Below are 25,973 nucleotides of genomic sequence, written 5' to 3' on the forward strand. Positions count from 1 at the left end.
CTTACATGCGCTCCAGGGTTTCCAGGCCCAGCAGTTCCAGGCCTTGCTTGAGCGTGCGCCCGGTCAGCGCGGCGAGGCGCAGGCGGCTCTGCATTTGCTCCGGGGTTTGCGCATTGAGGATCGGGCAGTTCTCGTAGAAGCTGGAGAACAGGCCGGCCACATCGTACAGGTAGGCGCACAGGGTGTGCGGCGTGCCCTTGTCGGCGACGTTGTTCAGGACCTCGCCGAACTGCGCCAGCTTCGCCGCCAGCTCCTGTTCCTGAGGGGCCTCGAGCACAATCTGGCCGTCCACTTCGTTAAAACCCTTGCCGAGCTTGCGGAACACCCCCGCCACGCGGGTGTAGGCATACAGCAGGTACGGCGCGGTGTTGCCTTCGAAGTTGAGCATCAGGTCGAAGTTGAAGCTGTAGTCGCTGGTGCGATGCTTGGACAGATCGGCGTATTTCACTGCGTCGATGCCCACCACCTTGGCGATCTTGCGCAGTTCGTCCTCGGCCAGGTCCGGGTTCTTGCCCTTGACCAGGGTGTAGGCGCGGTCCTGGGCTTCGGTCAGCAGGTCGATCAGCTTCACCGTGCCGCCATCGCGGGTCTTGAACGGGCGGCCGTCGGCGCCGTTCATGGTGCCGAAACCCATGTGTTCCATTTCCATCGGGCGGGTCACGAAGCCGGCCAGGCGTGCCACTTCGAACACTTGCTGGAAGTGCAGGGCCTGGCGCTGGTCGACGAAATACAGCACTCGATCGGCCTTGAGCACGCTGTTGCGGTAGCGCACGGCCGCCAGGTCGGTGGTGGCGTAGAGGTAGCCGCCGTCGGCCTTGACGATGATCACCGGCAGTGGCTCGCCGTCGGCGGTCTTGAACTGGTCGAGGAACACGCACTGGGCGCCGTTGCTTTCCACCAGCATGCCCTTGGCCCTGAGGTCGTTGACCACGTTGACCAGGTCGTCGTTGTAGGCGCTTTCACCCATCACGTCGGCCATGGTCAACTTGACGTTCAGCAGCTCGTAGATTTTCTGGCAGTGGGACAGGGAGATGTCCTTGAATTTGCTCCACAGCGCCAGGCACTCGGCATCGCCGGCCTGCAGCTTGACCACCAGGCCACGGGCACGGTCGGCGAACTCGGGCGACTCGTCGAAGCGTTGCTTGGCGGCACGGTAGAAATTCTCCAGGTCCGACAGCTCGTCGCTGGTGATCGGATTTTCCTGCAGGTAGGCCATCAGCATGCCGAACTGGGTGCCCCAGTCGCCAACATGGTTCTGGCGGATCACGGTGTCGCCAAGAAACTCCAGGACCCGGGCCACGCCGTCGCCGATGATGGTCGAGCGCAGGTGGCCGACGTGCATTTCCTTGGCGAGGTTGGGGGCCGAGAGGTCGACCACGGTGCGCTGCAAGGGGCCGGCCTTGCGCACGCCAATGCGTTCGTCGGCCAGGGCCGCATCCAGGCGCGAAGCCAGGGCCTGGGTGTTCTGGAAAAAATTGATGAACCCGGGGCCGGCGATGTCAGCCTTGCTGACGTTTTCGTCGGCCGGCAGCGCAGCGATGATTTTTTCCGCCAGGTCGCGAGGTTTCATGCCGGCCGGCTTGGCGAGCATCATCGCAATGTTGCTGGCGAAGTCGCCGTGGGTCTTGTCGCGGGTGTTCTCGACCTGAATCGCCGGCGACAGGCCTTCTGGCAGCACACCTTCAGCGACGAGTTGGGCGATGGCTTGCTGGATGAGCTGGCGAATGGTGTCTTTCATGGTCTTCTCTTTCAACCGCAGGCGCGGCGGCGCTTCGATGCGCTGGTGGAAAAACTGGGCATTATCCGTGGCCCGGACGAGCTTGCCAACTGTAGCGGGTCGGTTGGGGATGTGTGGTGACTATTCTTGCTGGCCTGGATGCACGCGATCCCCTGTGGGAGCGAGCTTGCTCGCGATAGCGGTGGGTCAGTGACGGTAGTGTCGACTGTACCGTCGCAATCGCGAGCAAGCTCGCTCCCACAGGGGCAGGTTTGTGGTCCATTCAATACAAATCCACCGGATCCACATCCAGCGACCAGCGCACCGCCCGTCCGCTGGGCATCTGCTCCAGCGCCAGCAACCAGGCACTCAATAGCCGATGCAGCGGCGCCCGGGCGTTGGCCTGCAATAAAAGCTGCGCGCGATAGCGCCCGGCCCGGCGCTCCATCGGCGCCGGCACCGGCCCCAGGAGTTCGATGCCGGTGAGGCTCTGCTCTGCCAGCAAACGCTCCGCCTCGCTGCAGGCCTCATCGAGGAAACCTTCGGCCTGCCCCGGTTTGTGGGCTTCGGCCCGTAGCAGCGCCAGGTGGGAAAAGGGTGGCAGGCCAGCGCTGCGGCGTTCGCTCAAGGCCTGTTCGGCGAAGGCGAAATAACCCTGCTCGGTCAGTTGGATCAAGAGCGGGTGATCGGCCAGGTGCGTCTGGATAATCACTTTGCCCGGCTCCTCGGCCCGCCCAGCCCGGCCGGCGACCTGGACGATCAACTGCGCCATGCGCTCGCTGGCGCGGAAGTCGCCGGAGAACAGTCCGCCATCGGCATCGAGGATCGACACCAGTGTGACCCGCGGGAAGTGATGCCCCTTGGCGAGCATCTGCGTGCCCACCAATATGCACGGCTGGCCCTTCTGGATCGTCGCGAACAGCTGGTTCATCGCGTCCTTGCGCGAGGTGCTGTCGCGATCCACCCGCAAGACCGGGTAGTCCGGAAACAGGATACCCAGCCGTTCCTCGGCGCGTTCGGTGCCGGCGCCGACCGGGCGCAAGTCCACTTTGCCGCACTGCGGGCAATGCCTTGGCACGCGTTCGACGTGGCCGCAATGGTGGCAACGCAGCTCGCCATGGCGTTGATGCACGGTCATCCGCGCGTCGCAGCGTTCGCAGCCGGACATCCAGCCGCAGTCGTGGCACAGCAGGGTCGGGGCAAAACCGCGGCGATTGAGGAACACCAGGACCTGTTGCCCGGCGGCGAGGGTCTGGCCGATGGCTTGCTGCATCGGCCCGGAAATACCGCTGTCCAGTGGACGACTTTTCACGTCCAGGCGCAGGAAACGCGGTTGCTTGGCGCCGCCGGCCCGTTCGTTGAGGCGCAGCAGGCCGTAGCGGCCGGTGTAGGCGTTGTGCAGGCTTTCCAGCGAAGGCGTGGCCGAGCCGAGGACGATCGGGATGTTTTCCTGGCGGGCGCGCACCAGCGCCAGGTCGCGGGCGTGATAGCGCAGGCCTTCCTGCTGTTTATAAGAGCCGTCGTGTTCTTCGTCGATGATGATCAGACCGGGGTTTTTCATCGGCGTGAACAGGGCCGAGCGGGTGCCGATGATGATATCGGCCTCGCCGTCGCGGGCGGCGAGCCAGGCTTCCAGGCGTTCGCGGTCGTTGACTGCCGAGTGCACGAGGGCGATCCGCGCATTGAAGCGTTGCTCGAAACGCGCCAGGGTCTGGGGGCCGAGGTTGATTTCCGGAATCAGCACCAGGGCCTGCTTGCCGGCCTCCAGGGTCTGGCGGATCAGTTGCAGGTAGACCTCGGTCTTGCCGCTGCCGGTGACGCCCGCCAGCAGAAAGGCGTGATAACTGTCGAAACCTGCGCGAATCGCTTCGCAAGCGGCGCGCTGTTCGGCGTTGAGCGGCAGTTCCGGCTGGGCCAGCCAATGTTCGTGGCGGGCGCCGGGGGCGTGCCGGCGGATCTCCACCTGGACCAGGTCCTTGGCCAGCAACAGGTCGAGGCTGTCCTTGCTGAGCATCAGTTTGCTCAGCAGTTGGTGGGCCACGCCATGGGGGTGTTGGGCGAGGGTCGCCAAGGCCTCGCGCTGGCGCGGCGCGCGGGCGATGCGCGGATCGTCCAGCGAGGCCCCCGGGGCCACCGACCAGAACCGCTCCTGGCGCGCCTCGGCCAGCTCGCCCTGGCGCAGCAGCACCGGCAGCGCCCAGCTCAGGGTGTCGCCGAGGCTGTGCTGGTAATACTGGGACGTCCACAGGCACAACTTGAACAGCGCGGCGGGCAGCGGCGGCGTGGCATCGAGCAGGGCCAGGGCTGGTTTGAGCTTGTCGACCGGGACCTCGCTGTGATCGGTGACCTCCACCAGGATGCCGATCATTTCCCGCCGGCCGAACGGCACCCGCAGGCGCATGCCCGGCTGCAACTGGGCGCGCAGGACCCCGGCGGGGGCGCGGTAGTCGAACAGGCGGCGCAGAGGTGAAGGCAGGGCGAGGCGCAGGATGGCGTTGGGCACGCGGGGAATCTCGGTAAGCGGACAAGTTCGCAAGGCTGAGCGCGATTCAATGTGGGAGCGAGCTTGCTCGCGAAAGCGGCGGCACAGCCAACATCACCGCAACTGACCCATCGCTATCGCGAGCAAGCTCGCTCCCACAGGGATTGTGCTTGAGGGCGCGAGCCTAGCAGACGGTTGGTATAAGCGACAGCTTGCGCGAATGACGATGTCTGGTAGAATCCGCGGCCTAATTACGTGCGGTATTCAACAATAGTGTTGGGTGGCGGCACGCTAGCCTGAGGAAAACAGCATGAAAACCGATATCCATCCGGAATACCCAGCAATTGCCGTAACCTGCAGCTGCGGCAACAAGTTCGAAACGCGTTCGACCTATGGCAAAGCCCTGGCGATCGACGTTTGCAACGAGTGCCACCCGTTCTACACCGGTAAGCAAAAGACTCTGGATACCGGCGGCCGCGTTCAGAAGTTCGCCGATCGTTTCGGTGCTTTCGGCAAAGTTACTCCAAAAGCCTGAGGCTGATCATTTTGGATGGTCGTCTCGACTGCTCCAGATTGATGAAGAAGGCGTCCCTTGCGGGCGCCTTTTTTGTGTCTGCGATTTGGTTCTGTGGTGCCCAGGGGGCCTGTCCTTCGCCGGGCAGCCTGCCCCAGGTGGCGGTGCAGCGCGTGGTGGACGGCGACACCTTGTACCTGGAGGATGGGCGCCGCATTCGGATGATCGGTCTCAACAGCCCTGAGCTGGGCAAGCGCGGCCGCGCCGACGAACCCTTCGCCGTGGCGGCGCGCCAGCGACTCGAAGCCCTGGTGGCCGCCAACGATGGCCGGGTGGGCGTATTGCCTGGCAAGGACGACCGTGATGATTACGGTCGTACCCTGGCCCACGTCTACAACGCCCGGGGCGAGAACCTCGAGGAACGGTTGATTGCCGAGGGGCTGGGGTTTCTGGTGGCGGTTGCGCCGAACGTCGACCTGGTCAGTTGCCAGCAAGTGGCTGAGCGTCAGGCGCGGCAAGCCGGGGCAGGCCTCTGGAAGAAATCCCCTATCGTCCGGGCGGAACAGATCGATGCCCCAGGTTTCGTGCTGACGAGCGGGCGGGTAGAAAGCGTGCAGCGCAATCGCGGTGGTGTCTGGATTGAATTGCAGGGGCCGGTTGTCCTGCACATTGCACCGGGTTTGCAGAGGCGCTTCGACGCCTCGGCCCTGGAGCGGCTCAAGGGGCGGAAAATCGAGGCCCGGGGCTGGGTCGTCGACCGCGCCCGGCGTGGCGGGAACAAGGCTGGCCAGGCGCGATGGATGCTGCCGTTGACCGATCCGGCCATGTTGGAAGCGGTCCTGTAAGAAAATAATTGTAGACATTATTCGGTCATATTGTATGCATGTAGCCCTTGTGTTTCGCGGCTCTTGGTCCAAAGTCGTAGAGTAGGGCGCTTGACAGCAGTGACTGGTCAGTCTTGTAGGGACTTTGCGAGGCGCGTATCCTCGGCGGTCCGTCTGTCCAACACAGTAAAAAGCGGAATGCCCACATGTCTGATCTGAAAACTGCCGCTCTCGAATATCACGCGCATCCTCGTCCAGGAAAGCTGAGTGTCGAGCTCACCAAGGCCACCGCTACTGCTCGCGACTTGTCGCTGGCCTACAGCCCCGGCGTAGCCGAACCAGTCCGCGAAATCGCTCGCGACCCTGAACTGGCCTACAAATACACCGGTAAAGGCAACCTGGTTGCAGTCATTTCCGATGGCACCGCGATTCTCGGCCTGGGTAACCTCGGCCCATTGGCTTCCAAGCCAGTCATGGAAGGCAAGGGCGTACTGTTCAAGCGCTTCGCCGGTATCGACGTATTCGACATCGAAGTCGATTCCGAGAGCCCGCAGGCCTTCATCGACACCGTCAAGCGCATCTCCATCACCTTCGGTGGCATCAACCTGGAAGACATCAAGGCACCTGAGTGCTTCGAGATCGAGCGCGCCCTGATCGAACAGTGCGACATCCCGGTGTTCCACGATGACCAGCATGGCACCGCCATCGTCACCGCGGCCGGCATGATCAACGCCCTGGAAATCGCCGGCAAGACCCTGCCGGAAGCCAAGATCGTCTGCCTGGGTGCTGGCGCTGCGGCCATCTCCTGCATGAAGTTGCTGGTGAGCATGGGCGCCAAGATCGAAAACATCTTCATGGTCGACCGTACCGGCGTGATCCACTCCGGCCGTGACGACCTGAACCAGTACAAGGCCGTCTTCGCCCACGCGACCGACAAGCGCTCCCTGGCGGACGCCCTGGACGGTGCCGACGTGTTCGTCGGCCTGTCGGGTCCGAACCTGCTGAGCCCGGAAAACCTGCTGCGCATGGCGCCGAACCCGATCGTGTTCGCCTGCTCGAACCCGGACCCGGAAATCTCCCCGGAACTGGCTCACGCGACTCGCAACGACGTGATCATGGCCACCGGCCGTTCGGACTACCCGAACCAGGTCAACAACGTACTGGGCTTCCCGTTCATCTTCCGTGGTGCCCTGGACGTTCGCGCCAAGCGCATCAACGAAGAGATGAAAGTCGCGGCCGCCAACGCCCTGCGCGAACTGGCCAAGCTGCCGGTGCCTCAGGAAGTGTGCGACGCCTACGGCGGCATCAAGCTGGAATTCGGTCGTGAGTACATCATCCCGAAACCAATGGACGCCCGCCTGATCACCCTGATCTCCGATGCCGTGGCCAAGGCCGCCATCGAGACGGGCGTGGCCACCCTGCCGTACCCGAAGAACTACCCGCTCAAGAGCGTGGATGACGTGTTCAACGGCTAAGCCGTTGTAGCGCTTCAACAAAAAGCCCCGGCTCCTGAGAGTCGGGGCTTTTTGTTGGTCGCCGCTTTTGTATGACCATCACAGACCCCTGTGGGAGCGAGCTTGCTCGCGATGACGGCCTGGCATTCAACATTGATGCAAGCTGATCCGACGCTATCGCGAGCAAGCTCGCTCCCACAGGTAGTTGTGTCATTGAGAACAAAAGCCCCGCACTTCTTTCGAAGGCGGGGCTTTTGGATGAGACCGGTCAGAACAGATCGATCGGCGCCGCTTCGTCCGCTGGCAGCGGGCTGCCTGGTGCGACACCGTTGCCCAGCTCGTTGACCGACGGTGGCGTGTCTTCGCTCTTGAACAGCTCGAAGTACGCACCCGGGGTGCCCGGCGTGGCCGCGCGGCCGCTGACCGGGTCGACCCGCAGGCTGAGGATGCCTTCCGGTTCCGGCTGGGTGTGCGGCGGCTTGTCCTTGAGGGCGGCGCCCATGTAGGTCATCCAGATCGGCAGCGCCACAGTGCCGCCGAACTCACGGCGACCCAGGCTTTCAGGCTGGTCGAAACCGGTCCAGACCGTGGTCACGTAATCGGCGTTGTAGCCGGAGAACCAGGCGTCCTTGGACTCGTTCGTGGTACCGGTCTTGCCCGCCAGGTCGGTGCGGCCCAGGGCCAGGGCGCGACGGCCGGTGCCGAGTTTGATCACGTCCTGCAGCATGCTATTGAGAATGAAGGTAGTGCGGCCATCGACAATGCGCTCCGCGACGGCGGGTGCTTGCGGCAGGCCTGGGGCCGTGGTGGCTTCGCCTGGCGTCGCATTGACCGTGAACGTGTCGGTGGACGGTGCGGCAACGCCATCGCTGGCCTGCTCGCCCGTAGGGACCCGTGGGGGGTTGGCCACGAACAATGTCTCGCCGTTGCGGCTTTCGATCTTGTCGATGATGAACGGGGTGATCTTGTAGCCGCCGTTGGCGAAGGTGCTCCAGCCCGTGGCGATTTCCATCGGCGTCAGGGTCGCGGTGCCCAGGGCCAGGGACAGGTTGCGCGGCAGGTCCTGCTTGTTGAAGCCGAACTTGCTGATGTAGTCGATGGTGCGATCCACGCCCAGCGCCTGCAACAGGCGGATCGATACCAGGTTGCGGGATTTGTACAGCGCCTCGCGCAGGCGAATCGGGCCGAGGAACGTATTGGTGTCGTTCTTTGGCCGCCAGACCTTGTCCAGGTACTCATCGACGAACACGATCGGCGCATCGTTCACCAGGCTGGCGGCGGTGTAGCCGTTATCCAGGGCGGCGCTGTAGACGAACGGCTTGAAGCTCGAGCCTGGCTGGCGCTTGGCCTGCAGTGCACGGTTGTAATTGCTTTGCTCGAAGGCGAAGCCACCCACCAACGAACGAATGGCGCCGTCCTGTGGGTCGAGGGACACCAGGGCGCCCTGGGCAGCCGGGATCTGGCTGAACTTGAGCGTGTTGTCCGCCTGGCGCTGGACGCGGATCAGGTCACCGACCTGGGCAACGTCCGACGGCTGCCGTGGGGCGGCGCCCATGCTGTTGGTATTGAGGAACGGACGGGCCCATTTCATGGTGTCCCAGGCCACGTGTTCTTCCTGCTCGCCGTTGCGGGTCAACACCTTGATGCCGTCCTTGTCCACCGAGGTGACGATCGCCGGCTCCAGGCTGCTGATGGTGCGCTGCTTGGTCAGCTCCAGGGCCCAGGCTTCCTTGGTCTTGCCCGGCAGGCGCGATTCAGGGCCACGGTAGCCGTGGCGCTGGTCGTAGGTCATCAGGCCCTCGTGCAGCGCGGTGTTGGCCATTTCCTGCAAGTTGCTCGGCACCGTGGTGGTCACGCGGAAACCTTCGGTGTAGGCGTCGCTGCCATAGCGCCCGACCATCTCGGCACGGGCCATCTCGGCGATGTACGGGGCGTTCACTTCCGGGGTCGGCACGTGATAGCTGGCGTTCAGCGGCTCATTGATCGCGGCGGTGTAGTCGGCCTCGCTGATCTTGCCGAGCTTGTACATGCGCCCCAGGATCCAGTCGCGACGCTCCTTGCTGCGCGCCGGGTTGGCCAGCGGGTTGAAGCGCGACGGTGCCTTGGGCAGGCCGGCGATCATCGCCATCTGCGCCAGGCTCACGTCGCGGATCGACTTGCCGTAATACACCTGTGCCGCCGCCTCGATGCCGTAGGCGCGGTTGCCCAGGTAAATCTTGTTCACGTACAGCTCGAGGATTTCATCCTTGGTCAGCTGTCGCTCGATCTGCAGGGCCAGGAGGATCTCGGTGGTCTTGCGCGAGAAACTGCGCTCGCTGGTCAGGAAGAAGTTCTTGGCCACCTGCATGGTGATGGTACTGCCACCGGACTGGATGTGTCCGCTCTTGACCAACTGGCTGGCGGCGCGCATCAGGCTGCCGGGATCGACGCCATAGTGGTTGGCGAAGTTATCGTCTTCAGCACTTAGTAACGCATTGATGAAATTGGGGGGAATGTCGGCGAAACGGATCGGTGTGCGGCGCATTTCGCCAAATTCGGCGATCAGCTTGTTATCGCTGCTGTACACCCGCAAAGGAATCTGCAACTGAATACTTCTCAGTGCCTCCACGGACGGCAATCCCGGACTAAGGTAAAGAAAGGCACCGCTCAGGCCCAAGAGCAGTCCGCAGAAAACGGCGACGATGGACCATCCGAAAAATTTCAGCAGACGAATCAAGGCTTTTGGATATCCAGGCAAAGAATGAAAAAGGCGCCAGGTGCAGGGAAGAACCCGAGCTTGCAACAAAGCGAAAAAAACGCTGGGCATTATAAGCATTTTTTTTCGTCGGGAATGCCATCCGGACGTCCGTCGGACGGCCGTGATTGAACGCAATGCATATTAGAGAGTCCGTAACTCACGGATAGTCATAGGGAATTGGTAGTGCTACGACTCTTCAATAAAAAAGCCCATGCGCTTCTGGGGATCGACATCAGTTCGACGTCGGTGAAGCTGCTCGAGTTGAGTCGCCAGGGCGAGCGATACCGCGTCGAGTCCTACGCGGTCGAACCGTTGCCGGCCAACGCCGTGATCGAGAAGAACATCGCCGAGCTCGAAGGGGTGGGCCAGGCGTTGTCGCGGCTGTTGGCCAAGGCCAAGACGCCCTTGCGCAGCGTGGCGGTGGCCGTGGCGGGTTCGGCGGTGATCACCAAGATCATCGAGATGGACGCGGGCCTGTCCGATGACGACATGGAGAACCAGCTCAAGATCGAAGCCGATCAGTACATTCCCTATCCACTGGATGAGGTGGCCATTGATTTCGAGGTGGTGGGCGTTTCGCCGCGCAGTGCCGAGCGCGTCGAAGTGCTGCTGGCGGCCTGTCGCAAGGAAAACGTCGAGGTTCGCGAGGCCGCGTTGGCGCTCGCCGGGCTGACGGCCCGGGTGGTCGATGTGGAGGCTTATGCGCTGGAGCGAGCGTTTGGCCTGCTCGCCACGCAATTGGCCGCGTCCCAGGAACGGCTGACGGTGGCGGTCATCGACATCGGCGCCACCATGACCACCCTCAGCGTGTTGCACAACGGGCGCATCATCTATACCCGCGAACAGTTGTTCGGTGGTCGCCAGTTGACCGAGGAGATCCAGCGCCGCTACGGCCTGACACCCGAGCAGGCCGGCCTGGCAAAGAAGCAGGGTGGGTTGCCGGACGATTATCTCAGCGAGGTGCTGCAACCTTTTCGCGAGGCCCTGGTTCAGCAGGTCTCGCGGTCCCTGCAATTCTTCTTCGCCTCGGGCCAGTACAGTGCGGTGGACCACATTCTGCTGGCAGGGGGCACGGCTTCGGTCGCTGGCCTGGATCGGCTGATCGAGCAGCGCCTGGGCACGCCGACCCAGGTGGCCAACCCGTTTACCAACATGGCCCTGAGCAGCAAGGTCAATGCCGGTGCCCTGGCCAGTGATGCACCGGCACTGATGATTGCCTGTGGGCTGGCCCTCAGGAGTTTCGACTGATGGCGCGGATCAACCTGCTTCCCTGGCGCGAAGAGCTGCGCGAAGAGCGGCGCAAGCGCTTTCTGCTGGCCTTGGTGGCGGCGCTGGTCGGGGCGGTCGGCGTTGTTATGGTCGCCGTCCGTTACATCGACAGCGCCATCGACCACCAGGTCGCCCGCAATAGCCACCTCTCCGAGCAGATCGCCGTGCTGGACGAGCGCATCAAGCAGATCAGCGAATTGAAAGCCCGTCGCCAGCAATTGCTGGAGCGCATGCGCATCATCCAGGACTTGCAAGGGAATCGACCGGTCAGCGGGCGCATCTTCGACCAGTTGGTGAGGACTTTGCCGGACGGGGTGTATTTCACCGAAGTGAAGATGGAGGACCGGACGCTCTTCATCAAGGGGGCCGCGGAATCGAACAACCGGGTCTCGGACCTGATGCGCAACCTGGATTCGTCGGACCTGTTCGATGCGCCCAGTCTGACGGAGGTCAAGGCCACCACCGCCGGTCAGCTCGACCAGGCCAACGTTTTCCAGCTGACGGTTCGCCAGACCCGGCCGGCCGATGAGGGGGACGCCCAATGAGGCCGGGGGAATGGCTCGACGCGTTGCGCAAGATCGACGTCAGTGACCTGGACACCAACAACATCGGTTCCTGGCCTGCGCCCATCAAATGGCTGGCGGGCATCCTGCTGGTGGCCATGGTGCTGGGGCTGGGCTATAACTTTGCCTTGAGCGACCTGGAAAACCAGTTGCAGCAGGTGCGCGAGGAAGAAAATACCCTCAAGGCACAATTCGCGGGCAAGGCCCACATGGCCGCGAACCTGGAACGCTACACCGAGCAGATGAAGCAGATGGAAACGTCTTTCGGTGTACTGTTGCGGCAATTGCCCAGCGATACCGAAGTGCCGGGCCTGCTGGAAGACATTACCCGCACCGGCCTGGGCAGCGGCCTGGAGTTCGAGGAAATCAAGCTGCTGCCGGAAGTCACCCAACCGTTCTACATCGAGCTGCCGATCCAGATCACCGTGACCGGCGACTACCATGACCTGGCGACATTCGTCAGTGGGGTGGCCGGACTGCCCCGGATCGTCACGCTGCACGATTTCGAAATCGCCCCGATGGAGCCCGAGGCCGGCACGAAGCTGCGCATGAGCATCCAGGCCAAGACCTACCGCTACAACGAGCAGGAGGCGCAGCCATGAGGCCGCTGGTGTGTCGCCTCTGCCTGCTGGCGGGCCTGGTTGCGCTGGCGGGTTGCAACGACGACAACGGCTTCAGCGACCTGGACGCTTACATGAACGAAGTGCGCCTGCGTCCGCCCGGCAAAATCGAGCCGACGCCGACGTTCAGGCCCTACGAGACCTTTACCTACAGCGCCGCGAACCTGCGCAGCCCGTTTTCCCGGCAGGTCCGCGTGGACCAGGCCGACCGGCAGCGCGGCTCGCACAACGTCCGGCCCGACCCCAACCGGGTCAAGCAATACCTGGAAGGCTTCAACATCGAGCAGTTTGAAATGGTCGGTACGATCTCCAACGCCAGTGGCTCCTTCGCACTCCTGCGGGGCGCGGGCGGGGTGCATCGGCTCAAGGTCGGTGACTATCTGGGGCGCAACGACGGGCGAATCTTCGCCATCGGCGCCACCCAGGTCGATGTGATCGAAATCGTTCCCGATGGCGAGGGTGCCTGGCTGGAACGACCTCGGACCATTCCTTTGAAAGAGCACTCAATAGTGGAACCCCAACAATGAACAGGTTTTTGTCAGCCTTCGGTATTTCGCTATGGATAGCGCTGTTGTCGCCGATGGTTCACGCGGCCAGTCTGAAGACGCTGGATGTCGCGGCGTTGCCGGGCGACCGCGTCGAGTTGAAGCTCACCTTCGACGAGCCGCCGCCGCCCCCCCGGGGCTACACCACCGAACAACCGGCCCGGATTGCCCTGGACCTGCCAGGCGTGACCAATCAACTGGCCAGCAAGCGCCGCGACCTGGGCGGGGGCAATGCGCGCAGCGCCACCGTGGTCGAGGCAGGCGATCGCACCCGGTTGATCATCGGCCTGACCCAACTGGCACCGTACGACACCCGGGTCGAAGGCAATAGCCTGTTCGTGGTGGTTGGCAAGGGCGCCGCTGCGAAGAACACTGCTGGGAAGAGCGCCGCCCAGGCCCCGCGCCCGGCGCTGGCCAGCGCTGCGCCCGTGAGGGCCAGTGCACCGGTGGGCAAGGCGATTCGTGGGGTGGATTTCCAGCGGGGGACCCAGGGCGAAGGCAACGTGGTGATCGATTTGTCCGATCCTTCCATCGCCCCGGACATCCAGGAGCGCGAAGGCAAGATCATCCTCAATTTCGCCAGGACCCAATTGCCCGAACCATTGCGGGTGCGCCTGGACGTCAAGGACTTCGCCACCCCGGTGCAATTCGTCAATGCCAGCGCCGGCAGCGACCGGGCGACCATCAGCATCGAGCCCAGTGGCACCTTCGACTACTCGACCTACCAGACCGACAACAAGCTCACCGTCAGCGTCCGGCCCATGACCGTCGACGACCTGCAAAAACGCAATGCCGACCGCGCGGCCTACAGCGGCGAGAAGCTCTCGCTCAACTTCCAGGACATTGAAGTACGTTCGGTCCTGCAACTGATTGCCGATTTCACCAACCTGAACCTGGTGGCCAGCGACACGGTGCAGGGCGGCATCACCCTGCGGTTGCAGAATGTGCCTTGGGACCAGGCGCTGGACCTGGTGCTCAAGACCAAGGGCCTGGACAAGCGCAAGGTCGGTAACGTGCTGCTGGTGGCCCCGGCCGATGAAATCGCCGCGCGCGAACGCCAGGAGCTGGAGTCACAGAAGCAGATCGCCGACCTGGCGCCGCTGCGGCGTGAGCTGCTGCAGGTCAACTATGCGAAGGCGGCGGACATCGCCAAGCTGTTCCAGTCGGTGACCAGTGCCGAGGCCAAAGCCGACGAGCGCGGCACGATCACGGTGGATGAGCGAACCAACAACATCATTGCCTACCAGACCCAGGACCGGCTCGACGAACTGCGCCGGATCGTGGCGCAGCTGGATATTCCGGTGCGCCAGGTGATGATCGAGGCGCGGATTGTCGAAGCCAACGTCGACTACGACAAAAGCCTGGGCGTGCGCTGGGGAGGGTCGATCCAGAACAAGGGCAACTGGAACTCCTCGGGGGTGACCACTGGCACCTCCACCACCATCGGCACGCCGGGCAGTACCGGCACCAACCAGCCGTTCGTCGACCTGGGGGCCTCGGGCAATACGTCGGGGATCGGCATTGCGTTCATCACCGACAACGTCTTGCTGGACCTTGAGCTGACGGCCATGGAAAAAACCGGCAACGGCGAAATCGTCTCCCAGCCCAAGGTGGTGACGTCCGACAAGGAGACGGCAAAGATCCTCAAGGGCACGGAAATCCCCTACCAGGAAGCCAGTTCCAGCGGCGCCACCTCGGTGTCGTTCAAGGAGGCCTCGCTGTCGCTGGAGGTGACCCCGCAAATCACCCCGGACAACCGCATCATCATGGAGGTCAAGGTCACCAAGGATGAGCCGGACTACCTGAACAAGGTGCAGGAAGTACCGCCGATCAAGAAAAACGAAGTCAACGCCAAGGTCCTGGTCAATGATGGCGAGACCATTGTGATTGGCGGAGTTTTCTCAAATACTCAGAGCAAGGTCGTAGATAAGGTGCCATTTCTTGGCGATGTGCCGTATCTTGGCCGCCTTTTCCGGCGTGATGTGGTTTCGGAGAAAAAATCCGAGCTGCTGGTGTTCCTCACTCCGCGTATCATGAATAACCAGGCGATTGCTGTGAGTCGTTGATTCTGTGCGAAATTTGATTCTTGTTGGGCCGATGGGCGCTGGAAAAAGCACCATCGGCCGTTTGCTGGCCAAAGAGCTGCGCCTGCCGTTCAAAGATTCCGACAAGGAAATTGAATTGCGCACGGGTGCCAATATCCCATGGATCTTCGATAAGGAAGGCGAGCCGGGCTTTCGTGACCGTGAGCAGGCGATGATCGCCGAGTTGTGCGCGTTCGAGGGCGTGGTGTTGGCCACCGGCGGCGGTGCGGTGATGCGCGAAGCCAATCGTCGGGCGCTGCATGCCGGCGGACGAGTGGTCTATCTGCACGCCTCTGTCGAGCAGCAGGTCGGCCGCACCGCCCGGGATCGCAACCGGCCGCTGTTGCGCACCGCCGACCCCGCCAAGACCCTGCGGGACCTGCTGGAACTGCGTGATCCGCTGTACCGGGAGATCGCCGACCTGGTGGTGGAAACCGACGAGCGGCCGCCGCGGATGGTGGTGCTGGACATTCTCGACCGTCTGCAGCAACTGCCGCCCCGTTAATGCGCCTGGCGAAATGCGCTATCCTCGACGTCCCGTCATGGCCCGCCTGGGGCGTGGCGGATGGCCATCCCGTGGTGTCATGGCAAGCACCGGGACCTGTGGCGAGGGGATTTATCCCCGTTGGGCTCTTTCGTTAATTGCAGGCAGGACGCCTGATTCCATCTTCACTGTGGGGACACATGCAGACACTTAAGGTCGACCTGGGCGAGCGCAGCTACCCGATTCATATTGGCGAAGGCTTGCTGGACCAGCCTGAACTGCTGGCGCCGCATATCGCCGGGCGGCAAGTGGCGATCATTTCCAATGAAACCGTCGCGCCTCTGTATCTGGAACGTCTGACCCGCAGCCTGTCGGCTTTCTCGGTCATTTCCGTGGTGTTGCCCGACGGCGAAGCCTTCAAGAACTGGGAAACCCTGCAACTCATTTTCGACGGCCTGCTGACCGCACGGCATGATCGCCGCACCACGGTGGTTGCGCTGGGCGGTGGCGTGATCGGCGACATGGCCGGTTTTGCCGCTGCTTGTTATCAGCGCGGCGTCGACTTCATCCAGATCCCCACCACGCTGTTGTCGCAGGTCGACTCGTCGGTGGGCGGCAAGACCGGGATCAACCATCCGCTGGGCAAGAACATGGTCGGTGCGTTCTATCAGCCCAATGTGGTGCTGATCGACACCGCCACCCTCAATACCCTGCCGGCCCGCGAACTGTCTGCGGGGCTGGCGGAAGTCATCAAGTACGGGCTGATCTGCGACGAACCGTTCCTGGGCTGGCTCGAAGAGAACGTCGACCGCCTGCGTGCGCTGGATCAAGCGGCCCTGACCTACGCCATCGAGCGCTCCTGCGCCGCCAAGGCCGCCGTGGTCGGTGCCGATGAGCGTGAATCGGGGGTGCGCGCCACGCTCAACCTGGGTCACACCTTCGGCCATGCCATCGAAACTCACATGGGCTATGGTGTCTGGCTGCACGGTGAAGCGGTTGCGGCCGGTACGGTCATGGCCCTGGAGATGTCCGCGCGCCTGGGCTGGATCAGCGAACAGGAACGCGATCGCGGTATTCGTCTGTTCCAGCGCGCCGGGCTGCCGGTGGTTCCGCCCGAGGAAATGAGCGAGGCGGATTTTCTTGAACACATGGCAATCGACAAAAAAGTGATCGACGGTCGTCTGCGCCTGGTGCTGCTGCGCCACATGGGCGAAGCGGTGGTGACCGACGATTATCCGAAAGAAGTTCTACAGGCCACGCTGGGAGCGGACTACCGCGCCCTGGCTCAGCTTAAAGGTTAATAAGATTCCGATGACTAGTTTGCATGCCGACGAGGCTTTCCTCGGCCATTTCCAATTGAGTCATGACCCTTTTGCCCCACGGGTCCCGGGCTTCAAGTTCTTCCCCGCCCAGCGCAAGCCGGTGCTGGGCCAGTTGCATCACCTGGCGCGCTACAGCCAGTTGCTGTTGGTGGTCACCGGTCCCCAGGGCAGCGGCAAGACCTTGCTGCGCCAGGCCCTGGTGGCCAGTACCAACAAACAGTCTGTGCAAAGCGTGGTGGTGTCGGCCCGTGGCGCCGGCGATGCCGCCGGTGTGTTGCGCCAGGTGGCCCAGGCGCTGAACGTCGCCCAGGCCGAAATCGGTGCAATCCTCGATCAGATCGTGCAACTGGCGCTGACCGGGCAGGAAGTCTATCTGCTGGTGGACGATGCCGAGCAACTCGACGAGTCGGCCCTCGAAGCCCTGCTGGCCTTGGCGGCCGGTGCGCCGGAGGGCCGGCCTCACGTGTTCCTGTTCGGCGAGTCGTCGCTGATCGCCGACCTGGACCAATTGAACCTCGAGGAAGAGCGCTTCCACGTCATCGAGCTGGCGCCCTACACCGAGGAAGAAACGCGCGAATACCTGGCCCAGCGTCTTGAGGGCGCGGGCCGGGGTATCGAACTTTTCACCGCCGATCAGATCTCTGAGATTCACGAAAGCTCCGACGGTTGGCCTGGCAACATCAACCAGGTTGCCCGCGATGCTCTGATCGAAGTCATGATTGCCAGCCGCTCAGCGGTGAAGCGTCCAAGTATGGGGTTCAACATGCCGAAGAAACACGTATTGGCAATTTCCGCCGTCGTCGTGGTCGCGGTTGCCGCCGCCTGGCTGATGCCGGGTCGCACCAAGGCACCTGCCACGGGTGCCCCTGCCAACGAACAGGCGCAACTGCCCCTCGGCCAAGGTACGCCGCAACCCAACGGTGGCGCGCCGGCCGTGGAATTCGCCGGTAACACCCAACCGATGCCGCTGCCGCTGGTCGGCCAGTCGCAGCCGGTCATGCGCGGCCCGCTGGCCGAAGCGGCCGGCGGTATCACCGAAGGCGACGACGGCGCAGCGCCACCGATCGACGACAGCAGCGACACGCCGCCGACCGTGACCACCACCGCGCCGCCTGCGGGCGTGCCGGCTGGCCCGGCGCCAACGCCTGCCCCGACCGCCAAGCCGACCCCGGCCCCGACCCAGGTGGCCACCGCCAAGCCGGTTCCGGCGCCAGCGGCCAAACCAGCGGCGCCAGCAGCACCGGCGGCCAAGCCTGCTGCTGCCCCAGCCAAGGCCGCGGGCGGTAGCTGGTACGCCGGCCAGGCGCCGGGCAACTACGTGGTGCAGATCCTCGGCACCAGTTCCGAAGCCGCGGCGCAGAACTTCGTCAAGGAGCAGGGTGGCGAGTACCGTTATTTCAAGAAAGTGCTCAACGGCAAGCCGCTGTATGTCATCACCTACGGCAGCTTTGCCAACCGTGATGCGGCTGTTTCCGCCATCAAGGCCTTGCCAGCGAAGGTTCAGGCTGGTAAACCTTGGCCTCGCACTGTCGCCAGCGTCCAACAGGAACTGGCAGCAACTCGCTGAAGATTCGGCGGCCTTACCCAGGCCGCCTCTCCCGGCAACCTCAAAATTTCCGCAAGGGCGGGCGACCTTTCAGGCCGCGCGCCTTGTGGTGTCTGCGTCACAGTAGCGTTTGAGTCGTAGCGGTCAAACCCAAAAAAGTTTTGACTAGCACAGCGTATAGCTTTAAACCTTTCACAAATGCGACATGGATTTGCGACAGTTCGTCGTCAAATTTGTGAGCCTCTGTGTCGGTGTGTACAATGACCTCCCTTTTGCCCCCGCAAAGCTGGCGTACGTTCGGCGCGGCATGCAACCGGTTGAATTGAAAAGAAATTTGCCTCGATTAGAGGCAGCCTGGTGAGAAAGTGTCTATGAAAGCAGGTCTGTACCAACCAGATGAATTCAAGGATAACTGCGGTTTCGGCCTGATAGCTCATATGCAGGGCGAGCCCAGCCATACCCTTTTGCAAACGGCCATTGAGGCCCTGACCTGCATGACCCACCGCGGTGGGATCAACGCCGACGGCAAGACCGGCGACGGTTGTGGCTTGCTGATTCAAAAGCCCGACGAGTTCCTGCGTGCCGTAGCCCAGGAAACGTTCGGCGTGACCCTGCCCAAGCAGTACGCCGTGGGCATGGTGTTCTTCAACCAGGACCCGGTGAAGGCTGAGGCGGCTCGCGAAAACATGAATCGCGAGATCCTGGCCGCCGGCCTGCAACTGGTTGGCTGGCGCAAAGTGCCGATCGACACCAGCGTCCTTGGCCGCCTGGCGCTCGAGCGCCTGCCGCAGATCGAACAGGTGTTCATCGCCGGCGAAGGCCTGAGCGACCAGGACATGTCGATCAAGCTGTTCAGTTCCCGTCGTCGTTCGTCCGTGGCCAACGCCGCCGACACCGATCACTACATCTGCAGCTTTTCCCACAAGACCATTATCTACAAAGGCCTGATGATGCCGGCGGACCTCACCGCCTTCTATCCGGACCTGAGCGACGAGCGCCTGAAAACCGCGATCTGCGTGTTCCACCAGCGCTTCTCCACCAACACCCTGCCGAAATGGCCGCTGGCCCAGCCATTCCGCTTCCTCGCCCACAACGGCGAGATCAACACCATCACCGGCAACCGCAACTGGGCCGTGGCCCGTCGCACCAAGTTCGCCAACGACCTGATGCCGGACCTCGAAGAACTCGGCCCGCTGGTCAACCGCGTGGGTTCGGACTCCTCGAGCATGGACAACATGCTGGAACTGATGGTGACCGGTGGCATCGACCTGTTCCGCGGCGTGCGCATGCTGGTGCCGCCGGCGTGGCAGAACGTCGAGACCATGGACCCGGACCTGCGTGCCTTCTACGAATACAACTCCATGCACATGGAGCCGTGGGACGGCCCGGCCGGTATCGTCATGACCGACGGTCGCTACGCCGTGTGCCTGCTGGACCGTAACGGTCTGCGTCCGGCGCGCTGGGTCACCACCACCAATGGGTTCATCACCCTGGCGTCGGAAATCGGCGTCTGGAACTACCAGCCCGAAGACGTCATCGCCAAGGGCCGCGTAGGCCCGGGCCAGATCTTTGCCGTGGACACCGAGACCGGCCAGATCCTCGACACCGACGCCATCGACAACCGCCTCAAGTCCCGTCATCCGTACAAGCAATGGCTGCGCAAGAATGCCCTGCGCATCCAGGCGACCATGGAAGACAACGACCACGGCTCGGCTTTCTATGACGTCGACCAGCTCAAGCAGTACATGAAGATGTACCAGGTGACGTTCGAAGAACGTGACCAGGTGCTGCGGCCGCTGGGCGAGCAGGGCTACGAGGCGGTCGGCTCCATGGGCGACGACACGCCGATGGCCGTGCTGTCGCAGCGCGTGCGCACGCCGTACGACTATTTCCGCCAGCAGTTCGCCCAGGTGACCAACCCACCGATCGACCCGCTGCGTGAAGCGATCGTGATGTCCCTGGAGATCTGCCTGGGCGCCGAGCGCAATATTTTCCAGGAGTCGCCGGAACACGCCTCGCGGGTGATCCTCAGCTCGCCGGTCATTTCCCCGGCCAAGTGGCGCTCGCTGACCAACCTCGACCGTCCGGGCTTCGCGCGCCAGGTCATCGACCTGAACTACGACGAAAGCGTCGGCCTGGAAGCGGCGATCCGCAACGTCGCCGATCAGGCTGAAGAAGCCGCGCGCGCCGGGCGTACCCAGATCGTCCTCAGCGACCGTCACATCGCCCCGGGCAAGCTGCCGATCCACGCCTCGCTGGCCACCGGTGCGGTGCACCATCGCCTGACCGAAAAAGGCCTGCGCTGCGATTCCAACATCCTGGTGGAAACCGCCACCGCCCGCGATCCGCATCACTTCGCGGTGCTGATCGGTTTCGGTGCCTCGGCGGTGTATCCGTTCCTGGCCTATGAAGTGCTGGGCGACCTGATCCGCACCGGTGAAGTACTGGGCGACCTCTACGAGGTGTTCAAGAACTACCGCAAGGGCATCACCAAGGGCCTGCTCAAGATCCTGTCGAAGATGGGCATCTCGACCATCGCCTCGTACCGTGGCGCGCAACTGTTCGAGGCCATCGGCCTGTCCGAAGAGGTCTGCGAACTGAGCTTCCGTGGCGTGCCGAGCCGCATCAAGGGTGCGCGTTTCGTCGACATCGAAGCCGAACAGAAAGCCCTGGCCGCCGAAGCCTGGAGCCCGCGCAAGCCGATCCAGCAGGGCGGCCTGCTGAAGTTCGTCCACGGTGGCGAATACCACGCCTACAACCCGGACGTGGTCAACACCTTGCAGGCGGCCGTGCAGCAGGGCGACTACAGCAAGTTCAAGGAATACACCTCGCTGGTGGACAACCGTCCGGTGTCGATGATCCGCGACCTGCTCAAGGTCAAGACTCTCGACACGCCGCTGGACATCAGTGAAGTGGAACCGCTGGAATCGGTGCTCAAGCGCTTCGATTCGGCCGGTATTTCCCTGGGCGCCTTGTCCCCGGAAGCCCACGAAGCCCTGGCCGAAGCCATGAACCGCCTCGGTGCGCGTTCCAACTCCGGCGAAGGCGGCGAAGACCCGGCGCGCTACGGCACCATCAAGAGTTCGAAAATCAAGCAGGTGGCCACCGGCCGCTTCGGTGTGACGCCGGAATACCTGGTCAACGCTGAAGTGCTGCAGATCAAGGTTGCCCAAGGCGCCAAGCCTGGCGAAGGCGGCCAGTTGCCCGGCGGCAAGGTCAACGGCCTGATCGCCAAGCTGCGCTATGCGGTCCCCGGTGTGACCCTGATCTCGCCGCCGCCGCACCACGACATCTACTCGATCGAAGACTTGTCCCAACTGATCTTCGACCTCAAGCAGGTGAACCCGAAGGCGCTGGTCTCGGTGAAGCTGGTGGCGGAAGCCGGTGTCGGCACCATTGCGGCCGGCGTGGCCAAGGCCTATGCCGACCTGATCACCATCTCCGGCTACGACGGCGGCACCGGCGCATCGCCGCTGACCTCGATCAAGTACGCGGGTGCGCCATGGGAGCTGGGCCTGGCCGAAACCCACCAGACCCTGCGCGGCAACGATTTGCGCGGCAAGGTTCGCGTGCAGACCGACGGTGGCCTGAAAACCGGCCTGGACGTGATCAAGGCGGCCATCCTCGGCGCCGAGAGCTTCGGCTTCGGCACCGCGCCGATGATCGCCCTGGGCTGCAAATACCTGCGCATCTGCCACCTGAACAACTGCGCCACCGGCGTGGCGACCCAGAACGACAAGCTGCGCAAGGACCACTACATCGGTACCGTCGACATGGTGGTGAATTTCTTCACCTACGTGGCCGAAGAGACCCGTGAGTGGCTGGCCAAGCTAGGCGTTCGCTCGCTTGAAGAGCTGATCGGCCGTACCGATCTGCTGGACGTGATCGAGGGCCAGACCGCCAAGCAGCAGCACCTGGACCTGACTCCATTGCTGGGCAGCGATCTGATCCCGGCGGACAAGCCACAGTTCTGCCAGGTCGACCGCAACCCGCCATTCGACAAGGGCGAGCTGGCCGAGAAGATGGTCGACATGGCCGCTGCGGCGATCAACGACCTGAGCGGCGCCGAGTTCGACCTGGATATCTGCAACTGCGACCGTTCCATCGGCGCGCGGATCTCCGGCGAAATCGCCCGCAAGCACGGCAACCAGGGCATGGCCAAGGCGCCGGTGACCTTCCGCTTCAAGGGCACCGCAGGCCAGAGCTTCGGCGTCTGGAACGCCGGTGGTCTGAACATGTACCTGGAAGGCGATGCCAACGACTACGTGGGCAAGGGCATGACCGGCGGCAAGCTGGTCATCGTTCCGCCCAAGGGCAGCGTCTACAAGACCCAGGACAGTGCCATCATCGGCAACACCTGCCTTTATGGCGCCACGGGCGGCAAGCTGTTCGCCGCCGGCACCGCGGGCGAGCGTTTTGCCGTGCGTAACTCCGGGGCCCACACTGTGGTGGAAGGCACCGGCGATCACTGCTGCGAGTACATGACCGGTGGTTTTGTCTGCGTGCTGGGCAAGACCGGTTATAACTTCGGCTCTGGCATGACCGGTGGTTTCGCCTACGTGCTCGACCAGGACAACACCTTCGTTGACCGGGTCAACCACGAACTGGTGGAAATCCAGCGGATCAGCGGCGAGGCGATGGAAGCCTATCGCAGCCACCTGCAAAACGTGCTGAACGAGTACGTCGCGGAAACCGACAGCGAGTGGGGGCGTGAACTCGCCGAAAACCTCGATGACTACTTGCGTCGTTTCTGGCTGGTCAAGCCCAAGGCTGCCAACCTGAAATCGTTGCTTTCCAGCACTCGTGCCAACCCGCAGTGATATGCGCCTGAAGAGTTTGATGAGGTTTTAACAATGGCTGAACGTCTGAATAACGACTTCCAGTTCATCGATGTCGGGCGCAAGGATCCGAAGAAGAAACTGTTGCGTCAACGCAAGAAAGAGTTCGTGGAAATCTACGAGCCTTTCAAACCCCAGCAGTCGGCCGACCAGGCCCACCGCTGCCTGGGTTGCGGTAACCCGTATTGCGAATGGAAGTGCCCGGTGCACAACTTCATTCCCAACTGGCTGAAACTGGTGGCCGAAGGCAACATCCTCCAGGCCGCCGAGCTGTCCCACCAGACCAACACCCTGCCGGAAGTCTGCGGCCGGGTGTGCCCGCAGGATCGCCTGTGTGAAGGTGCCTGCACCCTCAACGACGGTTTTGGCGCGGTGACCATCGGTTCGGTGGAGAAGTACATCACCGACACCGCGTTCGCCATGGGCTGGCGCCCGGACATGTCCAAGGTCAAGCCGACCGGCAAGCGCGTGGCGATCATCGGTGCCGGCCCGGCGGGCCTGGGCTGTGCCGACGTGCTGGTACGCGGTGGCGTGACCCCGGTGGTGTTCGACAAGAACCCGGAAATCGGTGGCCTGCTGACCTTTGGCATCCCCGAGTTCAAGCTGGAAAAGACCGTGCTGAGCAATCGTCGCGAAGTCTTCACCGGCATGGGCATCGAGTTCCGCCTGAACACCGAGGTGGGCAAGGACGTGACCATGGAGCAACTGCTCGAGGAATACGATGCGGTCTTCATGGGCATGGGCACCTACACCTACATGAAGGGTGGCTTTGCCGGTGAGGACTTGCCGGGAGTCTACGACGCCCTGGATTTCCTGATCGCCAACGTCAACCGCAACCTGGGCTTTGAAAAGTCGCCGGAAGATTTCGTCGACATGAAAGGCAAGAAGGTTGTGGTGCTTGGCGGTGGCGACACGGCGATGGACTGCAACCGCACGTCGATTCGCCAGGGCGCCAAGTCGGTGACCTGCGCCTATCGTCGCGACGAAGCGAACATGCCCGGCTCGCGCAAAGAGGTGAAGAACGCCAAGGAAGAAGGCGTGAAATTCCTCTACAACCGCCAGCCGATCGCCATTGTCGGTGAAGACAAGGTCGAAGGCGTGAAGGTGGTCGAGACCCGTCTCGGCGAACCGGACGCCCGCGGCCGTCGCAGCCCCGAGCCGATCCCCGGTTCCGAAGAGATCATCCCGGCCGACGCCGTGGTCATCGCCTTCGGCTTCCGCCCGAGCCCGGCGCCGTGGTTCGAGCAGTTCAGCATCCAGACCGACAGCCAGGGCCGCGTCGTGGCCCCGGAGCAGGGCCAGTACAAGCACCAGACCAGCAACCCGAAGATCTTCGCCGGTGGCGACATGGTCCGGGGTTCCGACCTGGTGGTGACGGCGATCTTCGAAGGCCGCAATGCGGCGGAAGGGATTCTGGATTACCTGGGGGTCTGATCAAGCGACACAAAACCCTGTGGGCGAGCTTTGTGGGAGCAAAGCTTGCTCGCGATCCAGGCGCCTCGGTACTCAAGAGACCGCGGTGTTTTCATCGCGGGCAAGCCTTGCTCCCACAAAAAAAGCTCCCACAATTGTTTTGTGGTGTTGCTGAATATTGCATGGCACCGCGACAAATTGCCCCGATAGATAAAAGGCACGGCTCTTGCCGTGCCTTTTGCGTCGCGCTCTGAGAAAATGCCCGCACTTTTTTTCCGGATGCCGACATGACTGCCCTGAAGAACGACCGTTTCCTTCGCGCCCTGCTCAAGCAACCTGTGGACGTCACCCCCGTATGGATGATGCGCCAGGCCGGTCGCTATCTGCCGGAGTACCGCGCCAGCCGCGCCAAGGCCGGTGACTTCATGAGCCTGTGCATGAACCCCCAGTTCGCCTGCGAAGTCACGATGCAGCCGCTGGACCGTTATCCGCAGTTGGACGCGGCGATCCTGTTCTCCGACATCCTCACCATTCCCGACGCCATGGGGCAGGGTTTGTACTTCGAGACCGGCGAAGGCCCGCGCTTCAAGAAAGTCGTCAGCACCCTGGCCGATATCGAGGCCCTGCCGATTCCCGATCCGCAGAAGGACCTGGGCTACGTCATGGACGCGGTCAGCACCATTCGCCGTGAACTCAACGGGCGCGTGCCGCTGATCGGTTTCTCCGGCAGCCCGTGGACGCTCGCGACCTACATGGTCGAAGGCGGTTCGTCGAAGGACTTCCGCAAGACCAAGGCCATGCTCTACGACAACCCCCAAGCCATGCACCTGTTGCTGGACAAGCTGGCCCAGTCGGTCACGTCTTACCTCAACGGTCAGATCCTGGCCGGCGCGCAAGCGGTGCAGATCTTCGATACCTGGGGCGGCAACCTGTCGGCGGCGGCATACCAGGAATTTTCCCTGGCCTACATGCGCAAGATCGTCAGCGGCCTGATCCGCGAGCACGAAGGTCGCAAAGTCCCGGTGATCCTGTTCACCAAGAACGGCGGCCTGTGGCTGGAAAGCATTGCCGAGGCCGGTGCCGACGCCTTGGGCCTTGACTGGACCTGCGACATTGGCAACGCCCGCGAACGTGTCGGTCATAAAGTCGCCCTGCAAGGCAACATGGACCCGACCGTGCTCTACGCCAAGCCTGAAGCCATCCGCGCTGAAGTCGGACGCATCCTGGCCAGCTACGGCAGTGGCAGCGGGCATGTGTTCAACCTCGGCCATGGCATCACCCCGGAAGTCGACCCCGAACACGCCGGCGCCTTCCTGCGGGCGGTGCATGAGTTGTCGGCGCAATATCACGTCTGATTGCGGCCTCTGTCACCCAGCCTGTCCGGACCTGTTCCGGACAGGCTTTTTATTGCTCGCGTGTTTAACGATCCGTCATAAACCCAGTCGGTAGTTATGCCTGACGTGTTTGTTTGTGTTTATTTGTCTTTTTTTCGATAGTTATTTCTATTCGTAAGAAGTTTCTCAAGTTATGTAGGGGAAATTGATTCAGAGATCATTCCTTC

At 62.8% G+C, this 25,973-nt stretch carries 17 protein-coding genes; 14 read left to right on the forward strand and 3 right to left on the reverse strand.

Annotated elements, in window-relative coordinates; all coding sequences use genetic code 11:
- Position 1: 1 nt before the first annotated feature.
- Both argS and IB266_RS17125 read right to left on the reverse strand, forming a co-directional pair.
- The gene (gene argS / locus IB266_RS17120; protein WP_060739565.1) at positions 2-1,738 is read right to left on the reverse strand and encodes an arginine--tRNA ligase; all 1,737 of its coding nucleotides are present in this window, start codon (positions 1,736-1,738) and stop codon (positions 2-4) included.
- 262 nt (positions 1,739-2,000) lie between these two features.
- Positions 2,001-4,220, reverse strand: coding sequence for a primosomal protein N' (locus IB266_RS17125; RefSeq protein WP_192261873.1), 2,220 nt, complete (start codon positions 4,218-4,220; stop codon positions 2,001-2,003).
- A gap of 289 nt (positions 4,221-4,509) precedes the next feature.
- Between IB266_RS17125 and rpmE the strand changes: the two genes are divergently transcribed.
- The 3 genes from rpmE to IB266_RS17140 all read left to right on the forward strand — a co-directional run bounded on the left by rpmE (position 4,510) and on the right by IB266_RS17140 (position 7,012).
- The gene (gene rpmE / locus IB266_RS17130) at positions 4,510-4,734 is read left to right on the forward strand and encodes a 50S ribosomal protein L31 (protein WP_014336159.1); all 225 of its coding nucleotides are present in this window, start codon (positions 4,510-4,512) and stop codon (positions 4,732-4,734) included.
- Between the two features lie 41 nt (positions 4,735-4,775).
- The gene (locus IB266_RS17135) at positions 4,776-5,558 is read left to right on the forward strand and encodes a thermonuclease family protein (RefSeq protein ID WP_192261874.1); all 783 of its coding nucleotides are present in this window, start codon (positions 4,776-4,778) and stop codon (positions 5,556-5,558) included.
- A gap of 185 nt (positions 5,559-5,743) precedes the next feature.
- The gene (locus IB266_RS17140) at positions 5,744-7,012 is read left to right on the forward strand and encodes a malic enzyme-like NAD(P)-binding protein (RefSeq protein WP_053117649.1); all 1,269 of its coding nucleotides are present in this window, start codon (positions 5,744-5,746) and stop codon (positions 7,010-7,012) included.
- A 247-nt stretch (positions 7,013-7,259) separates the two neighbouring features.
- On the opposite strand, the gene IB266_RS17145 is transcribed toward IB266_RS17140, so the two are convergent.
- Positions 7,260-9,704 carry a penicillin-binding protein 1A gene (locus tag IB266_RS17145; protein WP_412548311.1) on the reverse strand — a complete coding sequence of 815 codons (2,445 nt, stop codon included), beginning with the start codon at positions 9,702-9,704 and terminating at the stop codon, positions 7,260-7,262.
- 207 nt (positions 9,705-9,911) lie between these two features.
- Between IB266_RS17145 and IB266_RS17150 the strand changes: the two genes are divergently transcribed.
- The 11 genes from IB266_RS17150 to hemE all read left to right on the forward strand — a co-directional run bounded on the left by IB266_RS17150 (position 9,912) and on the right by hemE (position 25,767).
- Positions 9,912-10,976 carry a pilus assembly protein PilM gene (locus IB266_RS17150; RefSeq protein WP_060739561.1) on the forward strand — a complete coding sequence of 355 codons (1,065 nt, stop codon included), beginning with the start codon at positions 9,912-9,914 and terminating at the stop codon, positions 10,974-10,976.
- Positions 10,976-11,542, forward strand: a complete 567-nt coding sequence (locus IB266_RS17155) for a PilN domain-containing protein (RefSeq protein WP_192261876.1) — start codon at positions 10,976-10,978, stop codon at positions 11,540-11,542. The genes IB266_RS17150 and IB266_RS17155 overlap by 1 nt, the downstream gene beginning before the upstream one ends.
- Positions 11,539-12,162 (forward strand): type 4a pilus biogenesis protein PilO, encoded by a 624-nt coding sequence (pilO, locus tag IB266_RS17160; protein ID WP_192261877.1) that lies wholly within the window; start codon positions 11,539-11,541, stop codon positions 12,160-12,162. The genes IB266_RS17155 and pilO overlap by 4 nt, the downstream gene beginning before the upstream one ends.
- Positions 12,159-12,707: a pilus assembly protein PilP gene (locus tag IB266_RS17165; RefSeq protein ID WP_060739558.1), complete on the forward strand. Its 549-nt coding sequence runs from the start codon at positions 12,159-12,161 to the stop codon at positions 12,705-12,707. The genes pilO and IB266_RS17165 overlap by 4 nt, the downstream gene beginning before the upstream one ends.
- Positions 12,704-14,791 carry a type IV pilus secretin PilQ gene (pilQ, locus tag IB266_RS17170; protein ID WP_192261878.1) on the forward strand — a complete coding sequence of 696 codons (2,088 nt, stop codon included), beginning with the start codon at positions 12,704-12,706 and terminating at the stop codon, positions 14,789-14,791. Before IB266_RS17165 ends, pilQ begins: the two co-directional genes overlap by 4 nt.
- Positions 14,792-14,795: 4 nt before the next feature.
- Complete coding sequence (gene aroK / locus IB266_RS17175) at positions 14,796-15,314, forward strand: shikimate kinase AroK (protein ID WP_060739556.1); 519 nt, start codon at positions 14,796-14,798, stop codon at positions 15,312-15,314.
- Between the two features lie 179 nt (positions 15,315-15,493).
- On the forward strand, positions 15,494-16,594 hold the full coding sequence (aroB, locus tag IB266_RS17180) for a 3-dehydroquinate synthase (RefSeq protein WP_046065075.1): 1,101 nt from the start codon (positions 15,494-15,496) through the stop codon (positions 16,592-16,594).
- A gap of 10 nt (positions 16,595-16,604) precedes the next feature.
- Positions 16,605-18,182, forward strand: a complete 1,578-nt coding sequence (locus IB266_RS17185) for an AAA family ATPase (RefSeq protein ID WP_192261879.1) — start codon at positions 16,605-16,607, stop codon at positions 18,180-18,182.
- A gap of 350 nt (positions 18,183-18,532) precedes the next feature.
- Positions 18,533-22,981, forward strand: a complete 4,449-nt coding sequence (gene gltB / locus IB266_RS17190) for a glutamate synthase large subunit (protein WP_060739553.1) — start codon at positions 18,533-18,535, stop codon at positions 22,979-22,981.
- A gap of 33 nt (positions 22,982-23,014) precedes the next feature.
- A complete protein-coding gene (locus tag IB266_RS17195; RefSeq protein ID WP_039592434.1) occupies positions 23,015-24,433 on the forward strand; it encodes an FAD-dependent oxidoreductase in 1,419 nt (472 codons plus the stop codon).
- A 266-nt stretch (positions 24,434-24,699) separates the two neighbouring features.
- Positions 24,700-25,767 carry a uroporphyrinogen decarboxylase gene (gene hemE, locus IB266_RS17200; protein WP_092175181.1) on the forward strand — a complete coding sequence of 356 codons (1,068 nt, stop codon included), beginning with the start codon at positions 24,700-24,702 and terminating at the stop codon, positions 25,765-25,767.
- The last annotated feature ends 206 nt before the right edge of the window (positions 25,768-25,973 follow it).

This window comes from Pseudomonas sp. Pdm06 (assembly GCF_014851795.1).
In the GTDB taxonomy this organism is placed as follows: domain Bacteria; phylum Pseudomonadota; class Gammaproteobacteria; order Pseudomonadales; family Pseudomonadaceae; genus Aquipseudomonas; species Aquipseudomonas fluorescens_AA.